The sequence below is a fragment of the Kribbella sp. NPDC020701 genome (assembly GCF_055562215.1).
Genome location: NZ_JBVHFT010000001.1, coordinates 689212 through 708551 on the forward strand (window position 1 = coordinate 689212; position 19340 = coordinate 708551).

17 protein-coding genes and 1 pseudogene are annotated in these 19340 nt (G+C 69.6%); 6 read left to right on the top strand and 12 right to left on the bottom strand.

All coding sequences use genetic code 11. The features are described from left to right. From ACZ3HV_RS03215 to tkt, 9 genes are all read right to left on the bottom strand, one after another. Entirely contained in the window at positions 1–408 is a 408-nt protein-coding gene (locus ACZ3HV_RS03215; RefSeq protein WP_465680376.1) for an SRPBCC family protein, read from the bottom strand. 74 nt (positions 409–482) lie between these two features. Beyond that, complete coding sequence (locus tag ACZ3HV_RS03220) at positions 483–1064, bottom strand: hypothetical protein (RefSeq protein ID WP_465680378.1); 582 nt, start codon at positions 1062–1064, stop codon at positions 483–485. Beyond that, positions 1051–1872 carry an isocitrate lyase/PEP mutase family protein gene (locus ACZ3HV_RS03225; RefSeq protein ID WP_465680380.1) on the bottom strand — a complete coding sequence of 274 codons (822 nt, stop codon included), beginning with the start codon at positions 1870–1872 and terminating at the stop codon, positions 1051–1053. The genes ACZ3HV_RS03220 and ACZ3HV_RS03225 overlap by 14 nt, the downstream gene beginning before the upstream one ends. Before the next feature lie 42 nt (positions 1873–1914). Continuing rightward, complete coding sequence (gene pgl, locus ACZ3HV_RS03230; RefSeq protein ID WP_465680382.1) at positions 1915–2643, bottom strand: 6-phosphogluconolactonase; 729 nt, start codon at positions 2641–2643, stop codon at positions 1915–1917. Beyond that, on the bottom strand, positions 2640–3824 hold the full coding sequence (locus tag ACZ3HV_RS03235; protein WP_465680384.1) for a glucose-6-phosphate dehydrogenase assembly protein OpcA: 1185 nt from the start codon (positions 3822–3824) through the stop codon (positions 2640–2642). The genes pgl and ACZ3HV_RS03235 overlap by 4 nt, the downstream gene beginning before the upstream one ends. Continuing rightward, positions 3821–5371, bottom strand: coding sequence for a glucose-6-phosphate dehydrogenase (gene zwf / locus ACZ3HV_RS03240; protein ID WP_360373414.1), 1551 nt, complete (start codon positions 5369–5371; stop codon positions 3821–3823). Before zwf ends, ACZ3HV_RS03235 begins: the two co-directional genes overlap by 4 nt. Positions 5372–5393: 22 nt before the next feature. Next, positions 5394–6977 (bottom strand): glucose-6-phosphate isomerase, encoded by a 1584-nt coding sequence (locus ACZ3HV_RS03245; RefSeq protein ID WP_465680386.1) that lies wholly within the window; start codon positions 6975–6977, stop codon positions 5394–5396. Next, on the bottom strand, positions 6974–8083 hold the full coding sequence (gene tal, locus ACZ3HV_RS03250) for a transaldolase (protein WP_465680388.1): 1110 nt from the start codon (positions 8081–8083) through the stop codon (positions 6974–6976). Before tal ends, ACZ3HV_RS03245 begins: the two co-directional genes overlap by 4 nt. 35 nt (positions 8084–8118) lie before the next feature. Then, positions 8119–10290: a transketolase gene (tkt, locus tag ACZ3HV_RS03255; protein ID WP_465680390.1), complete on the bottom strand. Its 2172-nt coding sequence runs from the start codon at positions 10288–10290 to the stop codon at positions 8119–8121. A gap of 274 nt (positions 10291–10564) precedes the next feature. Between tkt and ACZ3HV_RS03260 the strand changes: the two genes are divergently transcribed. Together ACZ3HV_RS03260 and ACZ3HV_RS03265 are read left to right on the top strand one after the other, a co-directional pair. Continuing rightward, positions 10565–11479, top strand: coding sequence for a heme o synthase (locus ACZ3HV_RS03260; protein WP_360373609.1), 915 nt, complete (start codon positions 10565–10567; stop codon positions 11477–11479). Positions 11480–12204: 725 nt separating this feature from the next. Continuing rightward, positions 12205–13020 (top strand): annotated as a pseudogene (locus tag ACZ3HV_RS03265) (ScyD/ScyE family protein); the annotation flags it as partial. A gap of 36 nt (positions 13021–13056) precedes the next feature. Here ACZ3HV_RS03265 and ACZ3HV_RS03270 read toward each other — a convergent pair. The 3 genes from ACZ3HV_RS03270 to ACZ3HV_RS03280 are packed head-to-tail and all read right to left on the bottom strand — an operon-like array spanning position 13057 to position 15507. Next, positions 13057–13983, bottom strand: a complete 927-nt coding sequence (locus ACZ3HV_RS03270; RefSeq protein ID WP_465680392.1) for a COX15/CtaA family protein — start codon at positions 13981–13983, stop codon at positions 13057–13059. Positions 13984–14002: 19 nt separating this feature from the next. Then, positions 14003–14788 carry an ABC transporter permease gene (locus tag ACZ3HV_RS03275; protein ID WP_465680394.1) on the bottom strand — a complete coding sequence of 262 codons (786 nt, stop codon included), beginning with the start codon at positions 14786–14788 and terminating at the stop codon, positions 14003–14005. Beyond that, positions 14788–15507 (bottom strand): ABC transporter ATP-binding protein, encoded by a 720-nt coding sequence (locus ACZ3HV_RS03280; RefSeq protein ID WP_465680395.1) that lies wholly within the window; start codon positions 15505–15507, stop codon positions 14788–14790. Before ACZ3HV_RS03280 ends, ACZ3HV_RS03275 begins: the two co-directional genes overlap by 1 nt. 155 nt (positions 15508–15662) lie before the next feature. On the opposite strand from ACZ3HV_RS03280, the gene ACZ3HV_RS03285 reads away from it, so the two are divergent. From ACZ3HV_RS03285 to ACZ3HV_RS03300, 4 genes are read left to right on the top strand one after another with little or no spacing between them, the layout of a single operon-like run. Beyond that, positions 15663–16361, top strand: a complete 699-nt coding sequence (locus ACZ3HV_RS03285; RefSeq protein ID WP_465680438.1) for a helix-turn-helix transcriptional regulator — start codon at positions 15663–15665, stop codon at positions 16359–16361. Beyond that, the gene (gene sufB, locus ACZ3HV_RS03290; RefSeq protein ID WP_465680397.1) at positions 16358–17770 is read left to right on the top strand and encodes a Fe-S cluster assembly protein SufB; all 1413 of its coding nucleotides are present in this window, start codon (positions 16358–16360) and stop codon (positions 17768–17770) included. The genes ACZ3HV_RS03285 and sufB overlap by 4 nt, the downstream gene beginning before the upstream one ends. Then, positions 17770–18990 carry a Fe-S cluster assembly protein SufD gene (gene sufD, locus ACZ3HV_RS03295; protein ID WP_465680399.1) on the top strand — a complete coding sequence of 407 codons (1221 nt, stop codon included), beginning with the start codon at positions 17770–17772 and terminating at the stop codon, positions 18988–18990. The genes sufB and sufD overlap by 1 nt, the downstream gene beginning before the upstream one ends. Next, positions 18987–19325, top strand: coding sequence for a non-heme iron oxygenase ferredoxin subunit (locus ACZ3HV_RS03300; RefSeq protein ID WP_465680401.1), 339 nt, complete (start codon positions 18987–18989; stop codon positions 19323–19325). Before sufD ends, ACZ3HV_RS03300 begins: the two co-directional genes overlap by 4 nt. Positions 19326–19340 lie beyond the last annotated feature (15 nt).

Here is a 19340-nt window from a genome sequence, read left to right on the forward strand (position 1 = left end):
TTACCGGCTGAAGTACGACGCCATGTGCCCGAGCATGATCGCCACACCGGGCTTGATGGTCTTCTCGCCCTCGGCGGACAGGCCTTCGCTCCGATAGTCCAGCTGGGTCCGTCCGCCGGCCAGCTCCGACAGTTGCACGGTGATCTCCTCGGCCGGCTCGTCGAAGAGGAGTACGACGCTGCGCGGCAGATCGACCGCACCGAAGCGCAGGGTGAACGGCACCTCGGTGTCGCCTTCGCCGACGAACACGGCCGAGATCTGCCCACCGCGCCGCGCGTCGATGGTGACGCGGTCGGCCGGGGTGGTGAAGCCTTCCGCGAGGAACCAGGCGGCGAACGGCTCCGGCTCGGTAAACGCGCGGGCGACCTCGGCAGGCGGTGCGTCGATGGTCTGGCTGAGGGTGAACATGTCGCGGACCTCCTGGAATCGGACTGACTCCAGTACTGTCCCGCGACCGGTTTACGAAATCTTTCCGGTCGGGATCAGTCCGGCCGGGGGACTGAGGTGGAGCGACCGAGGCGGAGACTCCAGAGCGGGAAGAGCAGGTAGGTGCCCGCCCAGCTGAAGCCGCCGAAGTAGGTCCAGGCGGGCGCAGCGTCCATGTCGTCGAGACCCATCGCGATGCCGGGCGCGCTGACGAAGCCGAGCAGCATCACGATGCCGGCAACCAGGCCGGCTCTCCGCAGCTGACGGAGCCAGGGGTCGTCGGGCCTTCGGTTGATGGCGACCAGCCAGATCCCGATCACCGCGAACCCGAGGCTCGACACCAGACCCGCGAGGAAGAACCCGGTCGCGTCGGTGAGGACCAGGATCGAACCGATGACGGTGATCCCGGCGCCGAGCGCCGCGATCACCACGAACGCGCGCCCAGCGGTCACGCCGGCCTGCTGGCACCGCCAAGCCAGCGCAGCGCTGAGCAGCCCCAGTACGCCGTTGCCCACGTCGTTGACGGCTCCGAACGCGTCGATGCCGAGGTAGAGCAGGATCAGGCACAGGCAGGTACCGAGGCCGACGATCCCGTGGATCGTCGGCAGCGTCCGGAGGCATCCTTCAGGCCGGCTCACCCTTGGATGATCGCGCAAAGAGCTGGTTGAGGTCAGCCTGGGGGATCTGGTCGGCGGCGAAGGTGATGGTGCCTTTGGTGGCTAGTTCTTCGGCGCTGCGGCGGATGAAGCCGAGGGCGGCTCGGGCGATGCTGCCGCCGAGGCTGATCCGGGTGACGCCGGCGGACTGGAGGTCGGCGACGGTGAGGGTCGACGTACCGAGGCCGATGACGACGTTGAGGGGTCCGTCGATCTCCCGGACGAGGGTGCGGATGGTGTCGAGGTCGTTCACGCCGGGGACGTAGAGGCAGTCGGCGCCCGCCGCGCGGAAGCGGTTGGCGCGATCGATGGAGTCGCTCAGCGAGGTCGGCGTACGCAGCAACTGACCGTCGGTCCGGGCGGTCAGCACGAAGTCCTCGCCGGCGGCCTCGCGGGCGGCGACGATGCGCTCCACCGACAGCTCGACGTCGTACAGCTCCCGCCCGTCGTAGTCCTCGATGTTCCCGCCGGCCAGCCCGGCGTCGCGGGCCAGGGCGATCGTGTCCGCAACCCGTGAAGGCTGAGCTCCGTACCCGTCCTCGAGGTCGCCGTTGACAGGTACAGCGCTCACCGCCGTGATCTCCCGGATCCGCTCGAACATGACCTCACGGGACACCGACGGCGCGCCATCGGGCAGCGTGTGATCGCCCTTCGCCAGCGAGAAGGCGATCCCGGCACTGGTGGTCGCGATCGCCGGAAAGCCCGCCTCCGCCAGGAGTACGGCGCCGCCGGCGTCCCAGGCGTTCGGCATCACGAAGTGACCGGTGTGCAGCCCGCGGAAGCTCGTCATGCCGCCGAGTCTGCCACCCAGACTGTTCGGCGCCCGCCGAAGTCAGCCTTGACTCTCGGACAGTCTTCCAGCGGCTGCTTCGTCGAGCAACCAGAGGGTGCGGTCGAGGCCGCGGGGGCGTGCCGCGGGGACGTCGCCGCCGGACAGGGCCTTCGCGACCGCGTCCGCCTTGTCCTCGCCGGAGACCACGAACCACACCTCGCGCGCCCGGTCGATGGCCGGGAGGGTGAGGGAGACCCGGGTCGGCGGCGGCTTGGGGGAGTCGTGTACGGCGACCGCGGCAACGTCGGTGATCTTCACCTGCGGATAGCCCGGAAACAGCGACGCCACATGCCCGTCCGGGCCAACGCCGAGCATCAGTACGTCGAAGGTCGGTGAGCCGGCCGCGGCCAACTCGGCCGCGTAGGCCTCGGCTGCTGCCTCGGCGCCCTGGCCCGCGTCGGCCGGCATCGGGTGCACCCTGGCCGGGTCGACGTCCACATGCGAGAGCAGAGCATCCCGAGCCTGCGTCTCGTTGCGCTCCGGATCGCCGTCGGGCAGGAAGCGCTCGTCACCCCACCAGAACTCGACCCGGCTCCAGTTGATCGCGGTCCGGGCCGGCGACTCCGCGACGGCCCGGTGGACGACCGCGGCGACGCGACCGCCGGTCAGCACGACCTGTGCGACCCGACCGTTGCTCTGGGCATCGACCACCGCAGTGAGGAAGCGCGCGGCGACGGCGTGGGCGAGGCCCTCGGCGTCGCGGTTCAGCAGGACGGACGGGGCGCTCATGAGCGTCCCGCCACCCGCTTGCTCGCCGTCTTCTTCGCGGCCGTCTTCTTGGCCGCGGCCTTCTTGGCGGCACCCTTCTTGACCGCGGTCTTCTTGGCAGCGGCCTTGCGTACGGTCGCCTTCTTCGCCCCGGACTTCTCGGCCGCAGTCTTTGCGGTCACAGCCGCCTTCTTCGCCGGAGCCGGCGAGGCCTCGGCCGTCCGGGCTGCCGCTGTCGACACCGCCGACTGCACCGAGCGCTTGTCCGCCGCGTCGACCTTCTTCGCGGCTTCCGGCAGGTTGTCCCGGTCGACCATGCACGCCAGCGTCTTCGCGTACACGTCGTCCGGGTCGAGCCGCCGCAACTCCTCGCTCAGCAGCTCGGACGTCGTACGGCGCTTCAACGCCACCGGCCGATCCGGCTGCCCCGGGATGCTGAACGTCGCCACCGAACCGTCCGGCCGGGTCAGCGCGATCGGCCCTGACGGCGTGAACATCCGTACGGCGGTCACGCCCGGGCCGCGCGAGTTCTTCTGCTCGACCGGGACGCCGAGCCGGCACTGCAGCCACGCGGCCATCAGATCCGCACTCGGATTGCCCTTGGCCGATACGACCTCGGCAGCCGTCACCTTGGTCGGGTACTGATCCAGGGCAGCCGCCATCAGCGCGCGCCACGGGGTCAGCCGGGCCCACGCGAAGTCGGTGTCGCCGGGCTGGTAGCCCTCGGCCCGCGCGGTGAAGTCGACGGAGGCGCGACGGGTCGCCGCCGCGTCCGTCACCCGGCGCCGGCCGAGCCGGCCCAGTGGGTCGTCGGCCGGAACCTTCGGTCCGCCACCCGGCCACCAAACGATGACGGGGGAGTCGGGCAGCAGCAGCGGCGTGACCACGGACTCCGGCACCTTGGCCAGCTCGCCGTGCAGCCGGAGCAGCACCGCCTCGCCGGGGATGCCTTCGCCGACGCGGACCTCCGCGTCCAGGCCCGTCGCGCCGCGGCCGGGCCGCAGGATCGCGACCAGCACCCGGGACGGGTGCTCCCGGCCGGCCTCGTTCGCGGCCTTCATCGCGTCGTGGTGGGAAGCCTCGTCGACGACCACCACGATCGTGCCGACCATGCCCATCGCCGGCGAGCCGGCGTTCCGGCGGGCCTTCAGCAGCGCCGAGGCGATCTCGCTCGACGTCGTGTCGGTGAGGTCGATGATCATGGCCGCCTCCAGGCGCGTCCGTCGCGGGCGAGCATCTCGTGCGCCGAGTCCGGGCCCCAGCCGCCGGACGCGTACTGCTCCGGCGTGCCGTGCTTGGCCCAGTAGTTGATCACCGGGTCGAGGATCTTCCAGCCCAGCTCCACCTCGGTGTGCTGTGGGAACAGTGGCGGATCACCGAGCAGGACATCCAGAATGAGTCGCTCGTACGCCTCGGGCGAGGACTCCGTGAACGAACCGCCGTACTGGAAGTCCATGTTGACGTCGCGGATCTCCATCATCGTGCCGGGCACCTTGGCGCCGAAGCGCATGGTGATGCCCTCGTCCGGTTGGATCCGCAGCACCAGCGCGTTCTGGCCGAGCTCTTCGGTCTCGGTCTTGTTGAACGGCAGGTGCGGTGCGCGCTTGAACATCACGGCGACCTCGGTGACCCGGCGGCCCAGGCGCTTGCCCGTGCGCAGGTAGAACGGAACTCCTGCCCAGCGACGGGTGTCGACGTCGACGCGCAGCGCCGCGAAGGTCTCGGTCGCGGACGACGCGGGGATGCCGTCCTCCTGCAGGTAGCCCTTGACCTTGGTGCCACCGGCCCAGCCGGCCGCGTACTGACCGCGGGCCGAGTGCAGGTCGAGGCGCTCCGGCAACTGCACCGCGGCGAGAACCTTCTTCTTCTCCTGGCGCAGCGACCAGGCGTCAAAGCTGACCGGCTCCTCCATCGCGACCAGCGCGAGCAGTTGGAGCAGGTGGTTCTGGATCACGTCGCGGGCCGCGCCGATGCCGTCGTAGTACCCGGCCCGGCCGCCGATGCCGATGTCCTCGGCCATCGTGATCTGGACGTGGTCGACATAGTGGCTGTTCCAGACCGGCTCGAACATGGCGTTGGCGAACCGCAGCGCCAGCATGTTCTGGACGGTTTCCTTGCCCAGGTAGTGGTCGATCCGGAACACCGCCTCGGGCGGGAACACCGACTCGACCACGCGGTTCAGCTCCCGCGCGCTCTTCAGGTCGTGTCCGAACGGCTTCTCGATCACCACCCGCCGCCACGAGCCGGGCGTCTCGTCGGTCAGCCCGTGCTCGGACAGCTGCCGCACGACCTCCGGGAACAGGCCCGGCGGGATGGACAGGTAGAAGGCGTGGTTGCCACCGGTACCGCGGGTGACGTCCAGCTCGTCCACGGTCTCCCGCAGCCGCTTGAACGCCTCGTCGTCGGTCAGGTCACCCGGCACGAACCGGAAGCCCTCGGCGAGCTGCTGCCAGACCTCCTCGCGGAACGGGGTCCGGGCGTGCTCCTTCACCGAGTCGTGCACGATCTGGGCGAAGTCCTGGTTGGTGTAGTCGCGGCGGGCGAACCCGACCAGGGCGAAACCCGGGGGCAGCAGCCCCCGGTTCGCCAGGTCGTAGACCGCCGGCATCAGCTTCTTGCGGGCCAGGTCGCCGGTGACGCCGAAGATCACCAGGCTGCACGGCCCGGCGATCCGGGGGAGCCGCCGGTCCTGCGGGTCCCGCAGCGGGTTCACCGGGCCGGCCGGCCCGTCGTCGAGCTCAGCGGTCATCAGCCGCTTCCCTCCGAGGTTTCTAGTTACCGAACAGGGACAGGAGTTGCTGTACGCCGCTCGCCGGATCGGTCAGGTGGAGCCGCAGCACCGGACGGCCGCGCTCGGCGAGCACATTCGCGTCTCCGGCGGCCTGCGCCGAGATCAGTGTGCCGAACGTGAACGGCCGATCGGGGATTTCCACATCCGCCGGGTGTGCCGCGGTGATCTGCAGGAACACGCCCTGCGGGTGGCCACCCTTGTGGTACTGACCGGTCGAGTGCAGGAACCGCGGACCCCAGCCGAAGGTCACCGGCCGTCCCGTCCGCGACGCCAGCGCCGGCCGGACACCCGCCAGGTCGGCGTCGCGCTCGGAGTCCAGGTACGCCATCACGGCCAGGTAGCCGACCGCGTCGAGCTTGCCCAGCAGCGCGTCGACCGCGCCCTGCAGCGAGTCCACGCCGTCCAGCAGACCCTCGGAGCCACGGACCTCGACGACACCGTCGGTGAAGGCCGCCGCCTCCGGCTCGGGCTGAGCGTCGAGCAGACCGCGAGCGGCCTTCTTCGCGCTCTCCACGTCCGGCTGGTCGAACGGGTCGATGCCGAGCAGGTAGCCGGCCACCGCCGTCGCCACCTCCCAGAGCAGGAACTGACCACCGAGCGAACCCGAGGTCAGCGCCGTCGGCACACCGCTCGTCGCCTTCTCCGCCAGCAGCGCGTTGGTCAGGTCCGCCGCCTCGCTGCGCAGCTCCGGCGCGCCGACCTCAACCGCGACCGGCAGCACGCCGGTGCCCTGCTTGCCGGTGCTCTCCGCGATCAACTGCTCGGCCCAATCCGGGAACCCGACGATGTCGGACCCGTCGGCCGTGATGATCGCCTTGTCCCGGCCCGCGCTGGCCGCGAGTACGGCGCCCAGCCACAGGGCCGGGTTGTCCTTCGAGTCAGCCTGCAGAGCCGGGGCGGCCTCGGCCGCCTGGTCGAGCAACTCGGCGATGTCGGCCCCGGCCAGACCGGACGGAACCAGTCCGAACGCGGTCAGCGCGCTATAACGGCCGCCCACGTTCGGGTCGGCCAGGAACGTCTTGCGGTACCCCTCGTCGGCCGACAGCTTCTCGAACGGCGACCCCGGGTCCGTCACCACGACGACTCGCGAAGCGGCGTCGATGCCCGCGTCGGTGAACGCCTTGATGAACGTCCGCCGGTGGCTGTCGGTCTCGACCGTGCCACCGGACTTGCTGGAGACCACGATGACCGTCTTCGACAGGTCACCGGCCAGCGCCCGCCCGACCACGCTGGGGTCGGTCGAGTCCAGTACGACGAGCTCCACGCCGGCGGTCCGGGTGATCACCTCGGGCGCCAGTGACGAACCGCCCATGCCGGACAGCACGATCCGGTCCAGACCCTCGGACCGCAGGTCCGCCTGCAGGGCCTCGATCTCGGCCAGCAGCGGCCGCGAGGTCTCGTGCAGGTCGACCCAGCCGAGCCGGATCGAGGCCTCGGACTCGGCGTCCGGACCCCAGATCGTCGCGTCCTTCGCGGCGATCCGGGACGCGATCTTCTCCTCGACGAGCTTGCCGACCACCTCGGCCCAGTCGCCGTTCTGCGTGCTGACCTGCGGAGCGCTCACTTGGCCGCACCCTTCAGCGCCGCGGTGACGGTGTCCTGCAGCTCCGACCAGGACGCGTCGAACTTCGCCACGCCCTCGTCCTCGAGCACCTGCACGACCTCGTCGTACGAGATGCCGAGCCGCTCCAGGTCGTCGATCACCTTGCGGTCGCCGGCGTAGTCACCGCGGACCGTGTCACCGGAGAACTCGCTGTGCTCCTCGGCCGCCTTGATGGTTGCCTCAGGCATCGTGTTGACGACACCACGGGTGACCAGGTTGTCGACGTACAGGGTGGGGGAGTACGCCGGGTCCTTGGTGCCGGTGGAGGCCCACAGCGGGCGCTGCGGCTTGGCGCCGGCGGTCTCGATCTCGCGCCAGCGGTCGGTGTCGAAGATCTCCTCGTACGCCTCGAACGCGAGCCGGGCGTTGGCGATCCCGGCCTTGCCCTTGAGCGCTTTCGCCTCGTCGGTGCCGATCGCGTCCAGCCGCTTGTCCACCTCGGTGTCCACCCGGCTGACGAAGAACGACGCCACGCTGGCCAGCTTGGTCACGTCGTGGCCGTTCTCGATCGCCTGCTCAAGGCCGGACAGGAACGCGTCCACGACCGCCTTGTAGCGGTCGAGGGAGAAGATCAGCGTCACGTTCACGCTGACCCCGGCGGCGAGTGTCGCGGTGATCGCCGGCAGGCCCGCCTTGGTGGCGGGGATCTTCACGAAGATGTTCTCGCGGCCGACGATGTCCCACAGCAGCTTGGCCTGCTCGATCGTCTTCGCGGTGTCGTGCGCCAGACTCGGCTCGACCTCGATCGAGACCCGGCCGTCCTGGCCCTCGGTGTCGTCGTAGGTCGGCTTGAAGACGTCGGCGGCGTTCCGGACGTCGTCGGTCGTGATGGCCCGGATCGCCAGGTCGGTGCTGACGCCGTCGGCGGCCAGGCGGGACACCTGCTCGGCGTACGCGTCGGCATCCGAGATGGCCTTGGCGAAGATGGTCGGGTTGGTGGTCACGCCGACCACGTGCTTGTCCTGGATCAGGGCGGCCAGGCTGCCGCTGGTCAGCCGCTCCCGGGAGAGGTCGTCGAGCCAGATGGAGACACCCGCGTCAGCGAGTGCTTTCAAGCGATCGTTCATGTCCGAAGCCTTCCGAATCTTCTGTTGTGGGTGTCTCAGTTGGCGGCGTCGGCGGGTCCGACCGGGCCGGCGGCGGCGCGCTTGGGCGGCACGCCCGGGCCGCTGATCCCGGCGGCGGTGGCGATGCTGTCCTTGGCGGCCTGGACGACGGCCTCGGCGGTGATGCCGAACTCGTCGTACAGGGTCTGGTAGGCGGCCGACGCGCCGTAGTGCTCCAGGCTGACCGTGCGGCCGGCGTCGCCGACGATGTCGTGCCAGCTCTGCGCGATCCCTGCCTCGACCGAGACCCGGGCCCGGACGTCCGCCGGGATGACGGACTCGCGGTACGCGTCGTCCTGCTCGTCGAACCACTCGCGGGAGACCATCGAGACGACGCGCGCCTTGATGCCCTCGGCGGCCAGCGTGTTGCGGGCCTCGACGGCCAGCTGCAGCTCGGAGCCGGTCCCGATCAGGACCACGTCCGGCGTGCCGTCGGTGTCGAGCAGCGTGTAGCCGCCCTTCTTCACGTTCTCCGTGGTGGCGAAGCCGTCGGTGCCCCGCGGGAACGTCGGCACGTTCTGCCGGGTCAGCGCCAGGCCGGCCGGGCGGTCGGTGTGCTCGAGGATCGTGGCCCACGCGGCCGCGGTCTCGTTGGCGTCACCAGGCCGTACGACGTCCAGGCCCGGGATGGCCCGCAGTGCCGACAGGTGCTCGATCGGCTGGTGCGTCGGGCCGTCCTCGCCGAGGCCGATCGAGTCGTGCGTCCACACGTAGGTGACCGGGAGCCGCATCAGCGCGGCCAGCCGGACCGCCGGGCGCATGTAGTCGCTGAAGACCAGGAACGTACCGCCGTACGGGCGGGTCAGGCCGTGCAGGGCGATGCCGTTCAGCACCGAGCCCATGCCGTGCTCGCGGATGCCGAAGTGCAGGACCCGGCCGTACTCGTTGCCCTGGAACTCCTTGGTGGCGTGCTCGGCCGGGATGAACGACGGCTCACCCTTCGGGGTGGTGTTGTTCGAACCGGCCAGGTCGGCCGAGCCGCCCCAGAGCTCGGGCAGCTCCGGCGCCAGCTTGGTCAGCACGTCACCGGAGGCGGCGCGGGTGGCCACGCCCTTGGCGTCGGCATCCCAGCTCGGCAGCGCGTCCTTCCAGCCGGCCGGCAGCTGACGCTTGCCCAGCCGGTCGTACAGCTCCGCGCGCTCCGGGGTGGCCGTCCGCCAGGCGTCGTACTTGATGTTCCAGTCGTCCTGCAGGGCCTTGCCGCGGTCGAGCGCCTTGCGGGTGTAGGCGATCACGTCGTCGGCGACCTGGAAGGACTGCTCCGGGTCCCAGCCGAGCACCTTCTTGGTCGCGGCGACCTCGTCGGCACCGAGGGCGGACCCGTGGATCTTGCCGGTGTTCTGCTTGGTCGGGGCCGGCCAGCCGATGATCGTGTGCAGCCGGATGAAGCTCGGCTTGTCGGTGACCGCCCTGGCCGCCTCGATGGCGTCGTACAGGGCCTGGGCGTCCTCCTCGTAGCCGGTGCCGCCGTTGGTCCAGTCGACGTCCTGGACGTGCCAGCCGTACGCCGCGTAACGGGCCGCGACGTCCTCGGAGAACGCGATGTTGGTGTCGTCCTCGATCGAGATCTTGTTCGCGTCGTAGATCACCGTGAGGTTGCCGAGCTGCTGGTGACCGGCCAGCGAGGACGCCTCCGCCGAGACACCTTCCTCCAGGTCACCGTCCGAAGCGATCACGTAGATCTGGTGGTCGAACACACCCGCGCCGGAGGCTGCCTCGGGCTCGAGCAGGCCGCGCTCGCGGCGGGCCGCCATCGCCATGCCGACCGCGTTGCCGACGCCCTGGCCGAGCGGGCCGGTGGTCGTCTCGACACCGGGGGTGTGGGCGTACTCCGGGTGACCGGGGGTCCTGCTGCCCCAGGTCCGCAGCGCCTTCAGGTCGTCCAGCTCGAGGCCGAAGCCGGCCAGGTACAGCTGGATGTACAGGGTGAGGCTGGAGTGACCGGCCGAGAGCACGAACCGGTCGCGTCCGGCCCAGTGCGGGTCGGCCGGGTTGTGCCGCATCACCTTCTGGAACAGCAGGTACGCCGCCGGTGCCAGGCTCATCGCCGTCCCGGGGTGGCCGTTGCCGACCTTCTCGACCGCGTCCATAGCGAGCACCCGCACGGTGTCGACCGCGCGCTGGTCGAGCTCGGTCCATTCAAGCTTGGGGCTGGTCTTCTCCGTCACGCCGGCGGCGCTCCTCTCGATGGCTGTGGACACGTACTGGTCCTCCGCCAGGAGCCTACTCGCCAGCACGTTTCAGGCTTCTCACAGACAAGCAACCCGGACATGTCCATCGTTGTTCCCGGACTCACCCAGGGGGGTGGTCAGCCCCTCCTACGAGGCGTCGTAGACTGTCGAATCGTCAGCGCCGGGCCTCCGGCGTCAACCCACTGTTTTCGAGGTGTTCGTGACGGCCGTCGACCCGCGTCCAGCCGCGACGACGTCGTACCCGACGCCGCTGGTGGACGCTCCTGCTGTGGTGAGTCCGTCGGTGCGCGACGTGGTGAAGGCGTACGTCGGTCTGACCAAGCCACGCATCATCGAGCTGCTGCTGATCACCACGGTGCCGGTGATGTTCCTGGCCGCCGGGGGAGTGCCCGGTCTGGGCGTCGTCGCGGCCACCCTGGTCGGCGGCATCCTGGCCTCCGGCAGCGCCAACACGATCAACTGCGTGCTGGACCGCGACATCGACGAGCAGATGCGCCGGACCCGTCGCCGGCCGCTGCCGCGGCACGCGGTCAGCCCGCGCTCGGCGACGATCTTCGGTGTCGTGCTCGGCATCCTGGCCACGCTCGAGCTCGGGTTCTTCGTCAACTGGCTGTCGTCCGGCCTGGCACTCGCCGCGAACCTGTTCTACGTGTTCGGCTACACGATGGTGCTCAAGCGCCGGACCGTGCAGAACATCGTCTGGGGCGGGATCGCCGGCTGCTTCCCGACCCTGATCGGCTGGACCGCGGTCACCAACGAGCTGGCCTGGACGCCGATCGTGCTGTTCGGGGTGGTGTTCTTCTGGACCCCGCCGCACACCTGGTCGCTGGCGATGCGCTACCGCGAGGACTACGCGTCGGTCGACGTACCGATGCTGCCTGTAGTCGCCACCCCGGTCGCCACCGCCCGGCAGATCATGGCCTACTCGGTGGTCATGGTGATCACCTCGATCGCCCTGTGGCCGGTCGCCGACACCGGCTTCGTCTACCCGCTGGCCGCGATCGTGCTCGGCGTGCTGTTCCTCCGCGAGGCCCGCGCGTTGTTGCTCCGAGCCCACACCGGCGCCGACGGAGCCGCCCTCCGCCCCATGCGCCTGTTCCACTTCTCCAACATCTACTTGGCCCTCCTCTTCATAGCCGCAGCCATCGACCCCCTCCTGCACTAAGCAGTCCCGCTTCCGCACCGAGCGGTCTCGTGATGGCCTTCTGCACCGAGCGGTCTCGTGGTTGGCGGCGGCTCCGGGCTGCGTGATGGTGCTGGTCGGGGTGGCGTGCGTCAAGGGCGCCTTCGGCGTCCCTGCGGGATCTTCGACCCTTGACCCACACCACCCCGACCAGGGAAGGCCGCAGCTACGCCAGGAGCCGCTCACCCGAGTGGTCGCACGCCAACCGGATTCCGTCAACGAACCGGGTGGTGCTGCTCGCCGCTGTGTCGAGTCGTGGAGATTGGCGCCCACCCGATCCGCCGAGTCGCGGGAACTGGTTGCGCCACGCCGACGATTCCCCACCAAAATCCACGACTCGCCGCCCAGACCGCGCCCGTCCCGGCCCGGCCCGGGATGTGGTCGGACCCGTCCGCATCGCGGGATTTGGGGCCGACATCGGGCCAACTGCAGGGGGCTTGCACCCCCGGTGGGGGCCTTGAACAAGTTATGACCTGTTCAACGCCCCCACTGAGGGTCCACACCCCCGTCTTCCGCACGGCACACCGGGTCCACGGCACCGTTTTCGCACGAGGGATCGGGCTAGACCCGTCCGCGGGTTCCGAATAGCTGCGTCCTTCCCTGGTCGTGGTGGTGTGGGTCAAGGGTCGAAGATCCCGCAGGGACGCCGAAGGCGCCCTTGACGCACGCCACCACGACTAGAACGATCCCGCAGCGGAGCCCGCGAAACCACAGTCCGCGCCGAAGGCCGCCCGAGACCGCGCCCGGTGCCGAAGGCCCGCGAAACCACACGGCTGCGTCCGGGCAAGTCGCCGGTCGCGGTGGCCGACATCGGCAAGTACCAGGCCACGGACCCGGATCCGTACAACACCAACGGACCGCCCGACGAGTCCAACCCGTTCGGCGTCGCGACGCTGCGGGACGGGACGATCCTGGTGTCGGATGCCGCCGGCAACGACCTGCTGCGGGTCTGGCCGAACGGCAAGATCAAGACGGTCGCCCGGCTGAAGCCGCGCACGGTCAAGGTCCCGCCGGGCCTGGCTCCCGGCAACCCGCCCGCCGGTACGCCGATCTCGGCCGAAGCGGTCGCCACGTCGGTGACGGTCGGCTCGGACGGCTACTGGTACGTCGGTGAGCTTCGTGGCTTCCCGGCCACGCCGAAGACCTCACAGATCTGGCGGATCAAGCCCGGTTCGGTCAACGCGGTCTGTGACCCGTACCGGCCGAACAAGGGCAACTGCCAGCGGTACGCCGATGGCTACACGTCGATCGTCGACCTGGCCGGTGGTCCACACGGCACGATCGCCGTCGTCGAGCTGGCCAAGGCCAGCTGGCTGAAGTTCGAAGAGGGCGGCGGCGTACCGATCGTCGGCTCCCTGTTCCTGCAGTACCCGGGCAAGCACCACAAGGCGGGCTTCAAGAAGGAGCTCGCACCCGGCAAGCTGCTGCTGCCAGGTGGCGCGGCCATCAGCAGGTCAGGCACCGTCTACGTCTCGTCGCCGCTGTTCGGGCCCGGGGCGATCTACAAAGTTGTGAAGAAGTAGAAGCGATCCGGGGCGTCCGACGGGGCGCCCCGGTTCCTAGGTGGCCGGTGTGCCGCGTTCGCCGTACACCGCTGTCACCAGAGCGATCAACACCGCGGCGAAGAACATGTGCACCAGGACCAGGCCCCACGGGAGGCCGGTGAAGTACTGCGTGAAGCCGACGGCGCCCTGGAGCAGCTCCATCGCGAGCAACCACGCGGCCAGCTTCCGCAACGTGCGTGACGTCGCGGTCACGCGAGTGGCGATCACCAGCGCGATCGTGATCCCGAGCAGCCCGAACACCACATCCGCGTGCAGCTGGCTGATCAGCTCCTCGTTGAACCCGTTCCGCCCGGTCTCGGGATCACCCGAGTGCGGACCGGCGCCGGTGACCAAGGTGCCGAGGGCAACGGTCAGCCAGACCGCCACCACACTGGCGGTCGCGAGCGCCCGGACGACCGGGGGAGTGTGCGGGTAAGGGCTGGTCCGGGACCGGCGCATCATCGAGACCGTCAGCGTGATGATCACCGGTGAGACCAGGAAGTGTGCCGACACGATCCACGGGTTCAGCCCGGTCAGCACGCTGATGCCGCCGATCACCGCCTGCAGCGGGACACCGAGCGCGGCCGCGGTCGCCAGCCGGCGCAGGTCCCGCCGGACCGGGCGGTACCGCATCACCACGAGCCAGGTGCAGATCGCGACGATCGCGACCACGAAGCCGAGCATCCGGTTGCCGAACTCGATCGCGCCATGGATGCCGAGCGCCGAGTGCGGTACGTACGACTGGTCCGTGCACTGCGGCCAGGTCGGGCAGCCGAGGCCGGAGCCGGTCAACCGGACCAGACCACCGGTCACCACGATGCCGATGTTCACCACCACCGACGCCCAGCCCCAGTGCCGGACGGTGTCCAGGGTCGGCTCGGGAACCAGTCGCCAGAATCGGCTGACTGGCTCGGTCTCTTGTGGCGGGGTCTCCGTGCTCATCACCGGCACACTCTAAAGGTCAGTCCCATCGGAACGTTCGGGACACCAGGTAGCCGAGCCCACCGGCCCAGAGCGCCAGCGACAGTGCGGCCGCCCACGGGATCACGCCTTCGACTGTCGAGTTCGCCAGCCCGTTGGCCAGCGCCGCACTCGGCAGGAGTCGTACGACGCCCTGCATGCCGGCCGGGTACTCGTCGACCGGTGTCATCACCGCACCGCCGACCAGGAGCAGCAGATAGAGCAGGTTCGCCGCAGCCAGCGTGGCCTCCGCCCGCAGTACGCCGGCCATCAGCAGACCGAGTGACGCGAAGGCCGCCGTACCGCACAGAACCATCAGGATCACCCCGAACACAGCGTCGAACCCGCCGGCCGGGTTCCATCCGAGGGCGAAGCCGGTGCCGATCAGTACGGCGAGCTGGATCACCTCGACCACCAGGACCGCGCCGATCTTGCCGGCCAGCAGTCCGGTCCGGGACAGCGGAGACGCGCCGAGCCGCTTGATCACGCCGTACCGCCGCTCGAAGCCGGTCGCGATCGCCAGTGAGGTGAAGGACGACGAGAGCACCGCCAGCGCGAGCACCCGCGGCACCGCCTGGTCGATGGCCGGCCCATCGCCGAGGGGGAGCCGGTCGCCGAGGCCTGTGCCGCCCAGCAGCAGGAGGACGCCCAGTGGGATCACCAGGGCCAGCAGCAACTGCTCACCGTTGCGGATGAGCAGCTTGAATTCCATCCGGGCGTGGGCGAGCACCTTCCGCGGCCACGGCGCGCTGCCCGGCCGCGGTGCGTAGGTCGCCTCGGCGCTCATCAGTTCCCCCGCTTCGGCGCGGTCAGCTCGAGGAAGACGTCCTCGAGCGACTTCGTGTGGTGCTGGGTCAGCGCGTCCGGCGTCCCGGAGGCGATCAGCTTCCCGGCGGACACGACGTGCACCTGGTCTGACAGCTGCTCGGCCTCGTCCATCGCGTGGGTAGTGAGGACGACGGTCACGCCGTCGTCCCGCAGGTCGCGGATCAGCTGCCAGATCTCCCGCCGGCCGTGCGGGTCCAGACCGGTGGTCGGCTCGTCCAGGAACGCGATCTCCGGTCTGCCGACGATCGCCAGCGCGAACGAGAGCCGCTGCTTCTGCCCGCCCGACAACCGCCGGTACGGCGTCCTGCCGCAGCTACCGAGGTCGAGTCGCTCGGCCAGCGCCGGGATGTCGAGCGGATGGGTATGCAGGGTGGCGACGTACCGGAGCATCTCGAGTGCGCGGACGCCGGACCAGGCGCCGCCCTCCTGGAGCATCACACCGATCCGCGGCATCAGCTCGTCATGGTTCGCGATCGGGTCCAGCCCGAGCACCCGGACGCGACCGGAGTCCGGCCGGCGGAACCCCTCACAGCTCTCCACGGTCGTGGTCTTGCCGGCGCCGTTGGGGCCGAGCACGGACGTCACCGTGCCGCCGGTTACGGTGAGACTGAGACCGTCGACCGCGGTTTTCTCGCCGTACCGCACGACGAGGTTGTCGATCTCCACCGCGACTGGCACAACGGCAGTCTAGGGAACGCCCCGGAGTGACCTCGCTCACGGTCGGGTCCGAAACTCCCGCGTGGGCGCGCGAACCGGTTAGGGGAGCCTTATTTGAAGGCCCCCGGGAATTACGCGACACTGTTGTTGTGAAAACTCCTGCGACGAACGGACCGGTGCCCGCGGGCACGGCCGTGACGCGGGACGAGTCCACCCGGGACCGGGTCGCCCGCTCGATCCTGACCAACGGTCCGTCCAGCGCCGCGGTGCTCGCCGAGCGCCTGGAGCTGACGCCGGCGGCGGTCCGCCGGCACCTCGACCACCTGCTCGACGAGGGCCTGGTCGAGTCCCGCGAGGAGCGTGTCTACGGCCCGCGTGGCCGCGGCCGCCCCGCGAAGGTCTTCGTGCTGACCGACACCGGCCGGCACGCGTTCCACCAGGCGTACGACGACCTGGCGGCCACCGCGATGCGGTTCATCGCCGATGCCGGCGGTGACGAGGCGGTCGCGGAGTTCGCCCGGCGCCGGGTCGCCGAGGTGGAGCAGCGGTACCGGGAGCTGGTCGACGCGGCTCCGGAGAACACCAAGGCGGAGGCACTCGCCCGGGCCCTGACCGCGGACGGGTACGCCGCGTCCACGGCCGAGGCCGGTCACGGTGCGCAGCTCTGCCAGCACCACTGCCCGGTCGCGCACGTGGCCGAGCAGTTCCCCCAGTTGTGCGAGGCCGAGACCGAGGTCTTCTCGCGGTTGCTCGGCAAGCACGTCCAGCGATTGGCCACCATCGCCCACGGCGACGGTGTTTGCACGACTCACATCCCCGGCCCCCAGCCGGTGACTGCCCCTGTAATCGACGGCGAATCTGCGAGGACTCGATGACGCAAACCGCTCACCCCGAACTGGAAGGTCTCGGTAACTACCAGTACGGCTGGGCCGACTCCGACGCCGCCGGCGCGGTCGCCCAGCGCGGCCTCAGCACCGACGTGGTGCGGGGCATCTCCGCCCTCAAGAACGAGCCGGAGTGGATGCTCGACCTGCGCCTGAAGGGCCTGAAGCTGTTCGACCGCAAGCCGATGCCGTCGTGGGGTGCGGACCTGTCCGGGATCGACTTCGACAACATCAAGTACTTCGTCCGCTCGACGGAGAAGCAGGCCACCAGCTGGGAAGAGCTGCCCGAGGACATCAAGAACACCTACGACAAGCTCGGCATCCCCGAGGCGGAGAAGCAGCGCCTGGTCGCCGGCGTCGCCGCGCAGTACGAGTCGGAGGTCGTCTACCACCAGATCCGTGAGGACCTGGAGGCCCAGGGCGTGATCTTCCTGGACACCGACACCGGCCTGCGCGAGCACCCGGAGATCTTCCAGGAGTACTTCGGCTCCGTGATCCCGGTCGGCGACAACAAGTTCGCCTCGCTGAACACGGCGGTCTGGTCCGGCGGCTCGTTCATCTACGTGCCCAAGGGCGTGAAGGTGGACATCCCGCTGCAGGCCTACTTCCGGATCAACACCGAGAACATGGGCCAGTTCGAGCGGACCCTGATCATCGTCGACGAGGGCGCCTACGTGCACTACGTCGAGGGCTGTACGGCGCCGATCTACAAGTCGGACTCGCTGCACTCCGCGGTGGTCGAGATCATCGTGAAGAAGGGTGCTCGCTGCCGCTACACGACGATCCAGAACTGGTCGAACAACGTCTACAACCTGGTCACCAAGCGCGCCACCTGCGAAGAGGGCGCGACGATGGAGTGGATCGACGGCAACATCGGTTCCAAGGTGACGATGAAGTACCCGGCCGTCTACCTGATGGGTGAGCACGCCAAGGGCGAGACCCTGTCGGTCGCGTTCGCGGGCGAGGGCCAGCACCAGGACGCCGGCTCCAAGATGGTGCACAACGCGCCGTACACCTCCAGCTCGATCGTGTCGAAGTCAGTGGCCCGCGGTGGCGGCCGGACGTCGTACCGCGGTCTGGTCGAGGTGGCGCCGGGTTCGCACCACAGCAAGTCCACGGTGCGCTGTGACGCGCTGCTGGTCGACACCATCAGCCGTTCGGACACCTACCCGTACGTCGACGTCCGCGAGGACGACGTGGCGATGGGGCACGAGGCGACCGTGTCCAAGGTCAGCGACGACCAGCTCTTCTACCTGATGAGCCGGGGCATGGCCGAGGACGAGGCGATGGCGATGATCGTCCGCGGCTTCATCGAGCCGATCGCCCGCGAGCTCCCGATGGAGTACGCGCTGGAGTTGAACCGACTGATCGAGCTGCAGATGGAAGGGGCCGTCGGCTGATGACCGCCACCGAAACCCTGGTCGCCACCGGCAACCAGGCGCACTCCCACGGGCCGGGTTCGCCGGTCCCGCTCCAGGCGCGGAGCGAGCGGCCCACGTCGTACGACGTGGCCGACTTCCCGGTGCCGAACGGGCGCGAGGAGGAGTGGCGCTTCACCCCGGTCAAGACGCTCAAGCAGCTGTTCGCCGACGAGGCCGGCACCGAGACCCCGAAGATCGACGCGTTCGGTCCGGACGGTGTGGTGTTCGAGACCGTCGCGGCCGACTCGCTCAAGGTCGGCACGCCGCAGGACCGGTCCGCTGCCATCGCCTGGAACCAGGCCGGCGAGGCGTTCGCGGTGCGGATCCCGGTCGAGGCCGAGCTGACCGAGCCGGTGCACGTCAACGTCGCGAGCCTCGGTGCCCGCGGCTTCACCCACCTGATCGTCGACGCCGGCCGGCACAGCAAGGCGATCGTGATCATCGATTACACCGGCGCCGGTGAGCTGGGCAGCAACGTCGAGATCGTCGCCGGCGACGGCGCCGAGCTCCGGGTCGTCTCGATCCAGCAGGCCGACCACGAGTCGATCCACCTCGCCCAGCACGATGCGCTGGTCGGCCGGGACGCGAAGCTCCACCATGTCGTCGTCACCCTCGGCGGCAAGGTGGTCCGGGTCGCCACCAATGTCCGGTACGCCGGGCCTGGCGGCGACGCGGAGCTCCTCGGTGTGTACTTCGCCGAGTCGGGCCAGCACCACGAGAACCGGCTCTTCGTCGACCACGAGGCCGCCCACTGCAAGAGCAACGTGATCTACAAGGGCGCGCTGGCCGGCGACCACGCCCGCTCGGTGTGGATCGGCGATGTCCTGATCCGTGCCGCGGCCGAAGGCACCAACACCTTCGAGCTGAACCGGAACCTGGTCCTGACCGATGGCGCCCGCGCCGACTCGGTGCCGAACCTGGAGATCGAGACCGGCGAGATCGAGGGCGCCGGCCACGCGTCCGCGACCGGCCGGTTCGACGACGAGCAGCTGTTCTACCTGCAGGCCCGCGGCATCCCCGAGGACGCCGCCCGGCGGCTGGTGGTGTCCGGCTTCTTCAACGACATCATCGGCAAGATCGGCGTTCCCGAGGTCACCGAGCACCTGCACGACGTGATCGAGGAGAAGCTGGCGCGGGCCGCGGAGTTGAGCGCATCGGCACTGCCCGCTTCGGCGGATCAGGCGGTTGTCGGGCAGTGAGCGACAGCTTCGAGCGCGCCTGCGCCGCCGCCGACGTACCGGATGAGGGAGTCATCCCGGTCGAGGTCGGTGGCGTCGAGGTGGCGGTGGTGAAGAGCGAGGGACAGTTCTTCGCGGTGCGGGACGAGTGCTCGCACGCGCAGATCCAGCTGTCCGAGGGTGACGTCGGCGAGTGCCAGATCGAGTGCTGGCTGCACGGATCCCGCTTCGACCTGCGCACCGGCGAGCCGACCAGCCTGCCCGCGTACGACCCGGTGCCGGTGTATCCGGTCCGGCTGGACGGCGACGACGTACTCGTCGATGTCAAGAACCCCCTGAACCAGGCATCCCTGTAAAGCGACGGAGATAGA